The sequence below is a fragment of the Vibrio sp. 10N.261.51.C6 genome, from assembly GCF_041471785.1.
GTDB classification, from domain to species: domain Bacteria; phylum Pseudomonadota; class Gammaproteobacteria; order Enterobacterales; family Vibrionaceae; genus Vibrio; species Vibrio crassostreae_C.
Genome location: NZ_JBFRPB010000052.1, coordinates 1 through 14,288 on the forward strand (window position 1 = coordinate 1; position 14,288 = coordinate 14,288).

The window sequence follows — 14,288 nt, forward strand, 5'->3', positions numbered from 1 at the left end:
GAAAAAAACGTTACTGTTGAGCATTCATCGAATGAAACCCAAAGCAAGGAAACATTAAGCAAGGAAGCTGTAACGAAGGAGAGTGTGAATGAAGCTTCCTGAGATCTGTATTAAGCACCCCGTTTTTGCCTCTGTTCTGAGTATCACGATTGTTTTACTCGGCTTGTTGTCATTTCAAAAACTATCAATTCAGTATTTCCCTGAACATAAAACACCCTCAGCAACGGTAACCGCTGCGATCAACGGCGCGAGTGCGGAGTTCATGTCGCGTAATGTGGCAGACAAGCTGATTACCGCAGCTACCGGTCTTGATAGTGTAAAAACCATGACGACCGACTGCCAAGAAGGGACGTGTAATCTTAAAATCATCTTCGAAGACGACATTGATGACGTCGAATACACGAGCCTGATGAACAATTTGCGCAGTAGTGTCGAGGCCATTGGTGATTTCCCTCCTAGTATGACGGATAAGCCTACAGTAACAGACGACTCATCTGACACCAGCATGCCGAGTAACATCATCACTTTCGTGAATACTGGCAAGATGTCTAAGCAAGATATGTTTGACTACATTAGCCAACAAGTTGTGCCTCAATTCAAACACATTCAAGGTGTTGGAGGTATCTGGGGCCCATATGGTGGTAGTGATAAAGCGGTGAGAGTTTGGTTGCAACCCGATCGTATGATGTCTCTGAATATGAGTGCGTCTGATGTGGTGGGGACACTGAGTTCTTACAACGCGACGTTTACTGCAGGTACTATCAAAGGCGAAGTTCGTGATTTCTCAATTAACCCTGTCAACCAAGTCACTAGTGTTGATGATGTGCGTGATCTAGTCGTTCGTGTCGACAATGGGAAAATCATTCGAATTGGTGATATCGCTGAAGTTAAAATGGGAGAGGAGAGCCTAACGCCGAGTATTCTGCGTGTCGATGATAATCTCGCTATGTCGATACAAGTGCTGCCACTGAAAAGTGAAAATCCGGTAACAGTTGCTGATAAAGTTAAAAAACAAATTGATGTGATTCAACCTCAGTTGCCAGAAGGCATTGAGATGAAAATGGTTTACAACCAAGCGGATTTCATTAAAACCGCGATTGATGAAGGTTTCATAACTTTGGTTGAAGCCATTGTTCTTGTTTCTGCCGTCGTTGTTCTGTTCCTAGGTTCTGTTCGCGTGGCTTCGATTCCGATCATCACCATTCCGGTGTGTGTGATTGGTGTGTTTGCTGTGATGCATTTGCTTGGTTTTAGCATCAATGTGTTGACGATTCTGGCGATCATTCTCGCGATTGGTCTGGTAGTTGATGATGCGATCGTAGTGGCTGAAAACTGCTACCGTCATATCGAAGAGGGAGAAACCCCTTTTAATGCGGCAATCAAAGGGTGCCGAGAGATCGTCTTTCCTGTGATAGCGATGACGCTGACTTTAGCGGTCGTGTATCTCCCTATTGGTTTGATGTCGGGCTTAACCGCCGATCTATTTAGACAATTTGCTTTCACGTTAGCAGCAGCAGTGATCATCTCTGGGTTTGTGGCTTTAACGCTCTCGCCCATGATGTGTGCTTACTTAATGAAGCCAGTTACAAAGCCGGCAAGGTGGTACAAAAAAGTTGATGCGAAGCTGAATGTTCTGTCTGAGTTGTACACCAAGGAACTTAGCAAATGGTTTGAGCGTAAAACACTGATGAGTGGTATTGCCTTGGCATTGATTACTCTATCTGCTTTGGCGGTTTGGACAATGCCTCAAGTGTTGCTTCCAACGGAAGATACTGGTTTTGTTGAGGTCACTTCAACGCCTCCTACAGGAGTCGGACGTCAGTATCACCTAGACAACAACGAGCAACTCAACAGTGTGTTCAAAGGTGATAATTCAGTAGAAGCGAATTTATCTTACATCGAAGGGACTCCGACCAATCACGTTTTATTGAAATCATGGGGCGAGCGTGACCAGTCAGCTGATGAGTTGGTGAACGAGTTTATCGCTAAAGCGCAAAGTTCGGTCTCTGCTTATGGCATGTCTTTCAAGGTTCGCTCGGCTGATAACTTGAACATTGCCACTAATATGATCCTAGAGTTAACGACGGTTAACCGTGATACCACCGTATTGTCGGAAACGGCGAATGAGGTGGTGGAGGCGCTTGAGAGTTATGAGGGCGTGACCAACATTAAAAATTCGATGTTGCGTGACCAATTGCTTTATGACTTGTCGATTGACCGCAATGCTATCGTATTGTCTGGTGTGGATTACAGTAATGTCACCAATGCGCTATCTACTTTCTTAGGATCAGTGAAAGCGGCAGATCTACAAGCGGATGATGGCTATACGTACCCAATTCAAGTTCAAGTAAATCTTAGTGATCTTGGCGATTTCAAGGTGCTCGATAAGCTGTACGTGGATTCACAGTCGGGTCAAAGGCTTCCTTTATCTCAGTTTGTATCAATCAAGCAAGTGACATCGGAATCTAATTTCAAGACGTTCATGGGTAAAGACAGTGCTGAAATCACCGCGGACTTGATGCCCGGATATACGGCGAGCGACGTGAAGGCATACATTGATGACACGGTACCAAGTCTGTTGAAACCTGCTCAGAGCTACGAGTTCAATGGCGTAGTTAAAGACCTGGTTGATTCAACCGCGGGCGCACAAGTGCTGTTCGTATTGGCGTTGATTTTCATCTTCTTGATCTTGGCGGCGCAGTTTGAATGCTTTGTTGACCCAATGATCATCTTGCTAACGGTTCCATTGTGTATTGTGGGCGCGATTTTGACGCTTTCGGTATTTGGTCAAAGCCTCAATATTTACTCGAAGATAGGATTGCTGACACTGGTTGGTCTCGTGACCAAACACGGTATTTTGCTGGTGGAGTTTGCTAACGAGAAACGCAAATCTGGCGCGAGTGCGAAAGAAGCGGCGATCAGCAGTGCACGTTCAAGGTTACGTCCAATCTTGATGACCTCACTGACGATGATCCTCGGTTCATTGCCATTGGCACTGGCAGATGGTCCGGGCTCATTAGGCCGTATCAATATTGGTTTGGTGTTGGTCGGTGGTTTATCTGCTGGTACGTTCTTCTCATTGTTTTTAGTACCTGTCGCGTATGTCGGTATGGCGAACTTAAAGCAAATGGATGTGCTGGCTCGACTGAGAGCGAAATCAGTATAGCGAGATCGTTCAAATTTAAGCTAGATACTTCAAGGCCCTCATACGAGGGCCTTATTTGTATACGGGGTAGGAATCGAAGGGATCTTTAAAAGTCGTAGTTGAGGTTCATTGAGCTGTAGATTTCGGCGTTACTTTGGTCTGATGCGACAGTGGTGTTGTAGATGTATTCGGTATCAAAAGTCAGAGCTAAATTGCCCATCAATATGTTCTTTAGATAGCCTTTGAGGTTGTAATTGGTGTTCTCTTCACCGTAAGCCATGTTAGCCGTTGCCCACATAGAAAACGTTTCTGTGATCGTCAGAGAGCCATCAACACTGGCATTCACGATTAGTTCATAGTTCTCTTTGTTCGGGAACTCTTCATCGGAGGATTGCCGTTGACTGATTCGGTAACCCGGACCAGCAGAGCCTTGAAGTTTGATTCTTTCAGTATCATAAAAGTGGCGACCCAATCCTGTAGCCGTTATAAATTGCTTACGATAAGTACCAAAGTGGTCGTGTTCAAAACGTGTTGTTGCGACCAAATAGGTGACTTCGTTCAAGTCATAGCTGATGCCATAGTTGGTGGTATAGCGATTGGTGCCGTCTTCATCGTTTTCAGCATCGGTATAGTAGGTATCAAACTGAACTCGTTGGCCCCAGTTCTCTTTTTTGTATCCAACAGAGATTCCAGAGTTGATCGACAAAGATGAGCTGGTGTTTTGTGAGTAGATAAACCCGAGTTTGGTCAGGGTTGTAAAAGGGGATTCTTGAGCTTCTTCTTGTAAGTCAGAACCTTCGCTTAATACGACGTCGCCCTCGAGTTCTACTTCTTCAACTTCTTCGGCAAATACGGGCATAGAGATAGCGATTAGAACTAAAGGTAGCTTTATTAAGGATCGTGTGTATGAAACTGTGTTGGTTAATGGGCGCGTTGTTTGTGAGATAGCGTGTGTCGACATAATGGTTTGGTATATAAGGTGATTGAACACGATGAACGCAAGGTTAGTCGTGAAGAGTCGTCAATGATTGAATCGAAAATGCGAGTGAGTTACGACGCAATAGGCAAAGGCGAAAAGATCGTTTTTATCGCTGAGAACCCATTACCTCGATGAGGATTAAAATCTTCAATGTGGACAAAGAATTCAAGTGTCTCAGAGGGTTTATCGTCTTCGATTAATAAGAACTCGAGTAGTCCTTGTTCTACATGGCATGAAACGATGGTTTCGCTCGATTGATCTGCTGAAATCTGTTCAACGTTGACCAAGACGCTCGTCTCGGGTAAGACATTGAAAGCATCTTGCGCACATTTAAGAATACAGCTGCACACGTACTCACGATATAAGGTATTGCTTTCAGAAAGAGACATCGTTTCAAGCTTTACTTCGCCTTGGCACAATACCTTTTTTTCTTTAGGGATCACGTTGTGCTTATTAACCTGAATGTTGATTTCTAACAGGTGACCATTTTTATAGGTATTGAAGTTGTGGTTTATCAGCTTAGTGTCGACCACTGTCGCGTTCATCGGGTTCTGCTGAGCTTCAGAAAGGGCAGATAGCTTTGCTTGGCTATCGTTATTCAAAACGCCTTGCGACAATTGATTGCCTTTTGCCCAGTAACTGTAGTTCTGTACCCAATCTACAAATTCCGCTTTGTAGTGTTCGATGTCTTTCTCTGCTGCTAGCTCGACATTGTTTGTGAGGGTGTGAAACTTAGATTTGTTACCCAACAGTATATCTAGCCAGTTAGGCTTGTACTCATCGAGTGCTTCCATTGCTTTGACTTTATGATCGAATCGAACCGTTGGCATTGTCGGTGCAGGTTCCATCGCAATCGACTCCCAATTCATTTTTGGGGTCGGAATGGTATGCACGGATTGGATTAAGTGGAGGTGCTGATTGAATAAGCTCACTTCACTTACAGCGTCCTCAAGTTGTTTGGTATTCATCTACATTCCTGTCGACTGTTGTTCTTGTAATTTGGCGCTTAGTTTATGGTCAAAGCGCGCGAACAGTATTTAAATGAATGTGAATGATCTTTCGTGAGGTTACTTGATATTGGTTTAGGAATATTTGGGTAGGAAAGTTGGTTTTATGATTGAGTTAACAGCATAGAAACACAGAGAACAAGGCGCTCTCTGTGTTGGTCATTTTGCTATTATCGAAACTCGCTGATGAGCATTATCTCTGGCGTCTTGCGACCAAAGTGAATCGGTAATCGTTAGACGTGAAGTAGTTGCGGCTGTATTCAAATACAGTGTTATTGGCGAGGTAACCGCGAGTACGTTTTTCAATGATAGGCTGAGCTGGGTCAATACCTAACTGTTTAGCAACGTCTTCAGGCGGAAGAATCGGTACCAATTCCTGCTCACTTCGATCAATCACCATGCCTTTGGTGTTCTCAATAAAGTCGTATTTTGATGTCTGCATCACTTGATAGGTGAGATCTGGGAATAGAGCAACAGGTAACCAAGTTTCTTCAACCGTGATTGGATTGTTGTCTATGAAACGAACACGTTTTACGTAGAAAACCAATTCGCCTTCTTTGATATCTAAATGTTCAGACATCGCCAAAGAACACGGCTTCATTTCGAAGGCCAGAACTTCACTGTGTGTAACCACATCCAAATGCGCCCACTTTTCTTGAAAGCTCGACTGTTTGTAGATGTCGTAATTGATCTTGTTCTCTTTTACGTAAGTGCCGCTGCCTTGAACGCTTTCAAGCTCATCGTTTTCGATCAGTAGTTTCAGTGCTTGCCTAACCGTTACGCGGCTTACCGAGAATACTTCACGCAATTGCGCTTCCGTTGGGAGTGCTTCTCCAACTTTATATTCTCCAGAACTGATCTTTTCTCTTATTGCATCGGCGATTTGGCGATACATAGGGAGTCTTGCCATTTTTGCCTCATTTGTGCGCTAGGACAACTAGACTTTGATTAACAACCTGTACCTTAAATACGTAAATTTGCTCTATATAAGCTTTGCTTTAAAGGTTAGTGTGAGCATCGTATTGGCGTTTTGTAGTACATATAATACAAATTAAACAATACATAACAAGCTTTCTTAAAGGATTTACCAATACAGTTTAAATACAAATTAAATACAAATGTGTATTGATGAGATCGTGATCACGGATTAAATGTCTTGAAGTTGTATTATTCTTCTCGTCGACAGGGACGACTGTCGTACTAATCCGTGACTATGGGACAAAGGTTATGAAACTTACTACTCTAACGAATAAGTCGCTCGTAAATCTGCAAACTACGTTTAGCAGTCGAGAAGAAGCGATTTACGCACTTGCTGACCAACTGAATCAGCAAGGCAAACTGCACAACAAACAAGAGTATCTTGATGCAGTATTTGCTCGTGAAGAGCAAGGCCCGACAGCGCTTGGCGAAGGCCTAGCAGTACCGCACGGCAAGACTGACGCGGTTAAAGAAGCTGGTTTCGCTGTTGCAACATTGAAAGAAGACATGAAATGGAAAGGCCTAGATGAAGACGAAGATGTGAATCTTATCTTCCTAATTGCCATTCCAAATGCAGAAGCGGGTTCTACCCACATGCACCTGCTGACCGAACTGACAACCACATTGGTTGATGACGATGTTCGTGAAGCAGTATTAAAAGCAACAACCGCTGATGAAATCTTCGCGCTTCTTGATGGCGACAATCAACAAGAAGAAAAACAAGACAACTTAGATACAAATGCACCGACAATTGTATGCGTTACTGCTTGCCCTGCAGGCATTGCTCACACCTATATGGCTGCAGAATACCTTGAAAAAGCGGGCAAAAAGCTTGGCTACAAGGTTCATGTTGAAAAGCAGGGCGCAAATGGCATTGAAGATCGTTTGACGGCTGAGCAATTAAACAATGCTGTGGCGTGTGTTTTTGCTGCTGAAGTCGCGATTAAAGAAGTGGATCGTTTTAACGGAATCCCTCGTGTTGAAACGCCAGTTGCAGAACCGATTAAACACGGTGAACGCATTCTAAATGAAGCGATTGAAGAGTCGAAAAAAGGTAACGGTGCAGAGCGTACAGTGGCTACTGATGACAAACCGAAAAAACTGCCACTGAAAACTGAGCTTAAACAAGCGCTGCTTTCTGGTATTTCTTACGCAGTTCCTCTTATCGTTGCTGGTGGTACTGTTCTTGCGGTTGCTGTTCTTATTGCGCAAATTTTTGACCTGCAAGAGCTTTACGCAACAAAAGATTCTTGGCTGTGGATGTATCGTAAATTAGGTGGCGGCCTATTAGGTACATTAATGGTGCCAGTACTGGCAGCTTACACTGCTTACTCATTAGCCGACAAACCGGCACTTGGTCCTGGTTTTGCTGCGGGTATTGCTGCAAACATCATTGGTTCAGGTTTCCTAGGCGGTGTTGTTGGTGGTTTGATTGCTGGTTACGTAATGCGTTGGGTAAAAGAGCATGTTCGCTTGGGTCCTGCGTTTAACGGTTTCCTTACTTTCTACCTTTACCCTGTGATTGGTACTTTGGTAGCGGGTAGCTTGATGCTGTTTGTTATCGGTAAACCTGTTGCGTTCTTAAACCAAGGTTTAACGGATTGGTTGAACGGTATGTCAGGCACCAATGCGCTGTTATTGGGTGCGATTCTTGGTCTGTTTGTATCATTCGACTTAGGTGGTCCGGTAAACAAAGCCGCTTACGCATTCTGTTTAGGTGCAATGGCGAACGGTGTTTATGGCCCTTACGCAATCTTTGGTTCAGTAAAAATGGTATCGGCGTTCACTGTAACGGCTTCAACCATGATTGCTCCACGCCTATTCAAAGACTTTGAGATTGAAACCGGTAAATCGACATGGCTACTTGGCCTTGCGGGTATTACCGAAGGTGCAATCCCAATGGCGATTGAAGATCCAATCCGTGTAATCGGCTCATTCTTACTAGGATCAGTGGTTACAGGTGCGATGGTTGGCGCGGCAGGTATTGGTCTATCGACTCCGGGTGCAGGTATCTTCTCTATCTTCTTGTTACACGATTCAGGTTTGGGCGCATTCTCTGCTGCGGCAATCTGGTTCGGTGCTGCGATTGTCGGCACAGTGATTTCAACTGTTACTCTTCTGATGTGGCGTGGTCACGCTGTAAAAAAGGGTAAGTTTGAAGCAAGTACTGCAACACAGAACTAACTGAATTTTGAGCTAGCTTCTAGCTCGCAATTAAAACACCGTATAAAAAATAACGAACAACTTGGCTGTCCTAAATGCCTGTGCTCCTAACGGTTTTATTCACACAGATTCTGGGCGTGGTTTTCTGCACCCTAAATTTAGTGGCAGCCAATTTTAACCCCTTGAAAAAATTTAATTTAGTCGTATTTGGGTTCGAACTTTAGTTTTACTCGAAGCGACACATTTAGGTAAATGATTATGACTACATCACGCGTACATATTACTCCTCACATGCACTGGGATCGTGAATGGTATTTCACAACAGAAGAGTCTCGTATTCTTCTTGTGAACAACATGGAAGAAATCATGAACCGTCTGGAGAGCGATCCAGAATACAAATACTACGTTCTAGATGGTCAAACCGCCGTTTTAGAAGACTACTTCGCAATCAAACCAGAAAACACAGATCGCGTAAAAGCATTGGTTGAAGCGGGCAAGTTAATTATTGGCCCTTGGTATTCTCAAACCGACACAATGCAAGTTTCTGGTGAGTCAATTGTACGCAACATGATGTATGGTATTCGTGACTGTATGAAGTTTGGCGATGCAATGAAGATTGGTTACCTACCAGATTCATTCAGCATGAGCTCACAGCTGCCAATGATCTACAACGGCTTCGACATCACGCGTGCAATGTTCTGGCGTGGTTGTTCAGAGCGTCATGGCACCAACAAAACAGAATTCTTATGGCAGTCTAATGACGGCAGTGAAGTAACGGCACAAGTGCTTCCGCTGGGTTACGCGATTGGTAAATACCTTCCACAAGACGAAGAAGGCTTGCGTGCTCGTTTAGATAAGTACTTCCCAGTGCTAGAAAAGCCATCGGTGACTAAAGATATCTTGCTACCGAACGGCCACGACCAAATGCCGATTCAAAAAGACATCTTTGAAGTAATGGACAAGCTTCGCGAAATCTACCCAGATCGTGAATTCTCAATGAGCCGTTACGAAGAAGTGTTCGAGAAAGTAGAAGCGGCGCGCGACCAACTCGACACAATCAAAGGCGAGTTCAACGACGGTAAATACATGCGTGTTCACCGTACGATCTCTTCTACGCGTATGGACATCAAACTGATCCACGCAGAAATCGAAAACAAGATTGTAAACATCTTAGAACCGCTAGCGTCTATCGCTTGGACATTAGGTTTTGAATACCACCACGGTTTGATTGAGAAAATGTGGAAAGAGAGCATGAAGAACCACGCTCATGACTCTATTGGTTGCTGTTGTTCAGACAAGGTACACGCTGAAATCCTAAACCGTTACATCCTTGCGGACGACATGGCGACAAACCTAATCCACTTCTACAAACGTAAAATCGTTGACCACATGCCAGATCGCGAAGGTTGCGACAAACTGGCGATGTTTAACCTTTCTCCGTATGAGCGTGAAGAAGTGGTGAACACAACCATCACTATCCGTGCTCAAGAATTTTCTATCTTTGATGAAAACGAAAACCCAGTTGAATACTTCATCCAAGACAAGCGCCAAATCGACCCAGGTAAAGTAGACCGTCAAATCGTTCACTACGGCAACTACGACCCTTTCATGGAGTTTGATATTCAAATCAAACGCACTGTACCAGCGATGGGTTTCACCACGTTACACATCCAAGGTAATGAGAAGGGCGCAGTTAAAGTCGCAGAGCAGAAAGACTACTTGCTAGAGAACGAATACTACCGAATTAATGTAAACGACAACGGTACTCTGACTATTTTCGATAAAGAGACAGAGCAAGTATTCGACCAAGCACTTCGTTTAGAAGATGGTTCTGATGACGGCGATGAGTACGATTACTCTCCATCTCGTCAAGAGTGGCTGTTGTACTCTGATGAATTCCCAATCGAAACATCGATTGATCACCAAGGTTTCCAATCGGTAGCGAACATCGCTTTCCGAATGAACGTGCCTGCAAACCTTGCAGAGCGTGAAGAACGTACGGGTCAAAATGGGTTCATTGAAGCGCAATGCCAAGTGGTATTGAAGCAAGGTTCTCGCCGCATTGAAGTACGCATGGAACTAGACAATCAAGCCGACGACCACCGTGTACGTGTGCTAGTGCCAACGCCATTTGTTTCTGAAACTGTGGTTGCAGATAACCAGTTCGGTTGTATTACTCGACCAACCAATGACCCAGCAATGGCGGTTTGGGAAGAAGAGAAGTGGAAAGAAGCGCCAGTTCCGGTTTACCAACTGATGAACTTCGCTGCATTAGAAAATGGCAAAGCGGGTATGGCGATCATGTCGAATGGCCTGCGTGAATTTGAAGTGATTGCATCTCAAGGTGACGAAAACCGAGATACCTTCGCATTGACACTATTCCGTGGTATTGGCGTGTTGGGTAAAGAAGAGCTATTGCTTCGTCCGGGCCGTCCATCAGGAATCAAGATCCCGACACCAGATTCACAAGTACGCGGTAAGTTAGTGTGTGAATTCACGCTGTGTGGTTTCTCTGGTAACCATATTGACGCGAACATCATGGCGCAAGCACGTGACAATGTCACTCAAATCGAATGCTACAACAAGATCCCTTATAACGCGATGAAGCTGAATGTGGGCGAGCAAAACCTACCTATGAGTTTTAGCCTTCTGTCTAAGCAACAATCAGGCGCTGTGTTGAGTGTGCTGAAGAAAGCGGAAGATGAAGATGCGTTGATCATGCGTGTCTACAACCCGGCAGAAACAGGCTCTGTGTCAGATTCAATCTCCTTCACTCAAAACGTTTCAAGCTGGAAAGAAACAAGCATGGATGAGCGAGTACGCGAAGGTGATGTAGCAGCAGAAACCTTTGGTGAACTAGCATCTTGCCAAGCGAAAACATTCCAAATCAAATTCTAATTTCAATCACCCGCTCACCTTGGTGGGCGGGAATGGTGAACGACAATGAAAATTGTAATTGCCCCCGATTCATTTAAAGAATCACTCGACGCTCATCAAGTTGCGTCTTGTATTGAGCGTGGATTTGCTGACGTTTTTCCTCACGCAGAGTTTGTGAAAATGCCACTCGCCGATGGCGGAGAAGGCACGGTAGACGTGTTGCTAGAGGCGCTCGATGGTAAGAAACAAAGGCTGCAAACGACGGATCCAATCGGTCGCGAATGTACGGCTTATTGGGCTTCACTTGTACAACAGGTTGATGGCATAAGCGTAAACACTGCCTTGGTGGAGTTTGCTCAAGCATCGGGTTTAGATCGATTAACCGTAGAAGAAAGATCACCTCTTACAGCATCATCTTACGGCACAGGGTTGCTGATCAAAGATGCGCTAGATAAAGGCGTAGAACAAATCATCATTGGTCTGGGCGGTAGTGCCACCAATGATGCTGGTGCTGGCATCTTACAAGCGTTGGGAGGCAAGTTGTTCGACAAACAAGGCAACGAGCTATCTGGTGGCGGCGCCGAGTTAAGCCAGTTAGCAAGTATCGATCTTGAAGGACTGCACCCTAGATGCAAAGAAGTGACGTTCGTGGTCGCGTGTGATGTGAATAATCCATTATGTGGCGAAAGCGGAGCCAGTACTGTGTTTGGTCCGCAAAAAGGCGCATCAAAAGCTCAAGTTGAACAACTTGATACTGCGATCGGGCACTTTGCCGATATCGCTCAAGCACATACGGGTACTAATCATCGCGACACAGCTGGATTTGGTGCTGCTGGTGGTACACCTCTGGGGTTAAGTCTTGCATTCAATATCCAAATTAAAGCGGGTATTGAGATGGTATTAGATGCCTTGGATGCAGATAAGGTTCTTGAAGGTGCTTCACTGGTCGTGACCGGAGAGGGGCAGATGGACAACCAAACCCTGCAAGGTAAAACACCTTTCGGCATCGCTCAGCGAGCTCAAAAGTTGAGTATTCCAACCATTGGAATTGCGGGCTCTTTGGGGCAAGACGTTGAAAAACTTTACGGCTCAATGTCTAGCTTATTTGGAACCGTACGTTCACCTCAGTCTTTAGACCAAGTTTTATCAGAAGCGAATCAAAACCTGACTCGCACTGCCCGTAATATCGCCGCCACGCTCAAGCTTGGTAGCCAGATTTTTAATGAGAAGTAATTATGTCTCTATTTAAACTCGACAACGTTATTCAAAACTACGCATGGGGAAGCAAAGACTCCATTAACCAATTGTTTGGTATTGTGAACCCAAACCAGGAACCTCAAGCAGAAATTTGGATGGGTGCTCATCCAAATGGTTGTTCAAAGGTAGGCGATACCGGTGAATCGCTTTCTCACATGATTGATGAAAACAAAATCGATGTCTTAGGCGGATACACGGCGGCTCGTTTCGGTGAATTGCCTTTCTTGTTTAAGGTGTTGGCCGCTGAAACACCGTTATCGATTCAGGTTCACCCGAACAAGCGAAAATCAGAATTAGGTTTTGAGCGTGAGAATGCACTTGGTATCCCTTTGAATGCGTCTAATCGCAACTACAAAGATCCAAACCATAAACCTGAGTTGGTTTATGCGTTGACCTTCTACAAAGCGATGAATGGCTTTCGTCCAATCGACGACATTATTGCCTTGTTCGAAGAAGCGGATATTCCTTCGTTAGCGATTGAGCTTAATGTACTAAAAGCCAATGCCGACAGTGATTCTTTGAAGTCGTTCTTTAGCGCCATTATGTCTCTTGAAGGTGACCGCAAAGCGTCTGCGCTTAATGAGCTTTATGCTGCACATGCGCGACCAGCCAAAACGGTCATGGGGCGTGAAGCTCTTCAATACAGCATCGAATTCAAACAGCATTATCCAGGTGATATTGGCTTATTTGCGCCATTAATGCTTAACACGGTTGAGCTGGCGCCCGGTGAAGCGATGTTCCTGTTCGCAGAAACCCCACATGCTTATGTTCAAGGTACGGGTTTAGAGATTATGGCAAACTCAGACAATGTGCTGCGTGCCGGTCTCACTCCCAAATATATCGATGTCCCTGAGCTTATCGACAACACAATCTTTGAGCCGATTAAGCCAGAAGATATCCGCCTTAAGCCTGTATTGAAAGAGGGCAAGATGAGTTATCCGATTCCAGTGGATGACTTTGGCTTTGATATCTTGTCTGCGACTGATGAGAGCAAGTCACAGTATCTACGTAGCGCGGAGATCTTGTTCTGTGTGGAAGGAGAGGCGACCGTCACTTCAGAAGGGCGGTCAGTTTCTCTTAAGCCCGGAGAATCGGTCTTTGTAAGTAGTAATTCAAGTGTTTACCAATATCAAGGGAATGGCATTTTGGCTCGTGCTTTTAACTAGTGCCCCCGTGCTAGCGATCAGCAAAAGAAATGTCAGAGTGCCACTGTAAAGTGGTACTCAATATTGGATTGATGGTTGTTACCTATCTGTCTTTGACAGTCATGATTATTGACCATACCCGCTACTCTGGCGGGTTTTTTCATTATTAGAATGAGCAGATATAAGCTTGTAGAAAAGACAAACCCTGCGATCAGAGCAGGGCTTTTTATTGAATTGGTACTGAGTGACTGGTTAGGCAATGTGCGTCATTTTATTAAGCACAAAGGTTTCAATACAACCTTCAGTCGCAGCCATGTAGTCAGCGATGTGTTGGCTCGCTAAGTGTTTCTCTAGATGAACTTCAGACTCCCAGTTCTCATGAAAAACGAAGTGAGCAGGGTTACTGTTATCTTGGTGCAGATCGTAGTTAATACAGCCGTCTTCAACACGGGTTTTATCGATCAATTTAATCATCTCAGCTTTTACAAGCTCAGTTTTGTCTTCTTTAGAGACGATCGTTGCAATAATAGTCAGTTTGCTCATTTTCAATTCCTTCGCTTTAAACTCGGTAAGTTTAAGTAATATAAGTATAAATTCAGAATGAAGAAAGAGTTCTGAAATCCAATAACTATGGTTCTTACCATCCACAATTCAAACTCGAGAGCATAGGGCCAGAGCCGAGTAGGTTATGCTTATTAAAAAAAGCCCTCATAGCAATTGAAGTGACCCCGTAAAGT

At 44.5% G+C, this 14,288-nt stretch carries 9 protein-coding genes; 5 read left to right on the forward strand and 4 right to left on the reverse strand.

Annotated elements, in window-relative coordinates; translation table 11 throughout:
• The first annotated feature begins 88 nt into the window (after positions 1–88).
• Positions 89–3,166, forward strand: coding sequence for an efflux RND transporter permease subunit (locus tag AB4375_RS14075; protein ID WP_372051830.1), 3,078 nt, complete (start codon positions 89–91; stop codon positions 3,164–3,166).
• An 85-nt stretch (positions 3,167–3,251) separates the two neighbouring features.
• Here AB4375_RS14075 and AB4375_RS14080 read toward each other — a convergent pair whose 3' ends face one another.
• From AB4375_RS14080 to AB4375_RS14090, 3 genes are all read right to left on the reverse strand, one after another.
• The gene (locus tag AB4375_RS14080) at positions 3,252–4,004 is read right to left on the reverse strand and encodes a DUF481 domain-containing protein (RefSeq protein ID WP_017069133.1); all 753 of its coding nucleotides are present in this window, start codon (positions 4,002–4,004) and stop codon (positions 3,252–3,254) included.
• 191 nt (positions 4,005–4,195) lie between these two features.
• The gene (locus AB4375_RS14085) at positions 4,196–5,092 is read right to left on the reverse strand and encodes a hypothetical protein (protein ID WP_372051831.1); all 897 of its coding nucleotides are present in this window, start codon (positions 5,090–5,092) and stop codon (positions 4,196–4,198) included.
• A 232-nt stretch (positions 5,093–5,324) separates the two neighbouring features.
• The gene (locus tag AB4375_RS14090; RefSeq protein ID WP_009845448.1) at positions 5,325–6,041 is read right to left on the reverse strand and encodes a GntR family transcriptional regulator; all 717 of its coding nucleotides are present in this window, start codon (positions 6,039–6,041) and stop codon (positions 5,325–5,327) included.
• 317 nt (positions 6,042–6,358) lie between these two features.
• Between AB4375_RS14090 and mngA the strand changes: the two genes are divergently transcribed.
• The 4 genes from mngA (at position 6,359) to manA (ending at position 13,572) form a co-directional block, all read left to right on the forward strand.
• A complete protein-coding gene (gene mngA, locus AB4375_RS14095; RefSeq protein ID WP_017064499.1) occupies positions 6,359–8,293 on the forward strand; it encodes a PTS 2-O-a-mannosyl-D-glycerate transporter subunit IIABC in 1,935 nt (644 codons plus the stop codon).
• A 237-nt stretch (positions 8,294–8,530) separates the two neighbouring features.
• The gene (gene mngB / locus AB4375_RS14100) at positions 8,531–11,170 is read left to right on the forward strand and encodes a mannosylglycerate hydrolase (protein WP_372051833.1); all 2,640 of its coding nucleotides are present in this window, start codon (positions 8,531–8,533) and stop codon (positions 11,168–11,170) included.
• Positions 11,171–11,215: 45 nt separating this feature from the next.
• Positions 11,216–12,382 carry a glycerate kinase gene (locus AB4375_RS14105; protein ID WP_372051834.1) on the forward strand — a complete coding sequence of 389 codons (1,167 nt, stop codon included), beginning with the start codon at positions 11,216–11,218 and terminating at the stop codon, positions 12,380–12,382.
• Between the two features lie 2 nt (positions 12,383–12,384).
• A complete protein-coding gene (gene manA, locus AB4375_RS14110) occupies positions 12,385–13,572 on the forward strand; it encodes a mannose-6-phosphate isomerase, class I (RefSeq protein WP_017070588.1) in 1,188 nt (395 codons plus the stop codon).
• Between the two features lie 231 nt (positions 13,573–13,803).
• Here the strand turns inward: manA and AB4375_RS14115 are convergent, their stop codons facing one another.
• Positions 13,804–14,094, reverse strand: a complete 291-nt coding sequence (locus AB4375_RS14115) for a putative quinol monooxygenase (RefSeq protein WP_017062602.1) — start codon at positions 14,092–14,094, stop codon at positions 13,804–13,806.
• Between the last annotated feature and the right edge of the window lie 194 nt (positions 14,095–14,288).

What these genes read in the sequence shown, in the direction of transcription:
- manA (WP_017070588.1), top strand. Translation starts at nt 12,385, where the DNA reads ATGTCTCTATTTAAACTCGACAACGTTATTCAAAACTACGCATGGGGA.
- AB4375_RS14090 (WP_009845448.1), bottom strand. Translation starts at nt 6,041, where the DNA reads ATGGCAAGACTCCCTATGTATCGCCAAATCGCCGATGCAATAAGAGAA.
- AB4375_RS14115 (WP_017062602.1), bottom strand. Translation starts at nt 14,094, where the DNA reads ATGAGCAAACTGACTATTATTGCAACGATCGTCTCTAAAGAAGACAAA.
- AB4375_RS14075 (WP_372051830.1), top strand. Translation starts at nt 89, where the DNA reads ATGAAGCTTCCTGAGATCTGTATTAAGCACCCCGTTTTTGCCTCTGTT.
- mngB (WP_372051833.1), top strand. Translation starts at nt 8,531, where the DNA reads ATGACTACATCACGCGTACATATTACTCCTCACATGCACTGGGATCGT.
- AB4375_RS14080 (WP_017069133.1), bottom strand. Translation starts at nt 4,004, where the DNA reads ATGCCCGTATTTGCCGAAGAAGTTGAAGAAGTAGAACTCGAGGGCGAC.
- AB4375_RS14105 (WP_372051834.1), top strand. Translation starts at nt 11,216, where the DNA reads ATGAAAATTGTAATTGCCCCCGATTCATTTAAAGAATCACTCGACGCT.
- AB4375_RS14085 (WP_372051831.1), bottom strand. Translation starts at nt 5,092, where the DNA reads ATGAATACCAAACAACTTGAGGACGCTGTAAGTGAAGTGAGCTTATTC.
- mngA (WP_017064499.1), top strand. Translation starts at nt 6,359, where the DNA reads ATGAAACTTACTACTCTAACGAATAAGTCGCTCGTAAATCTGCAAACT.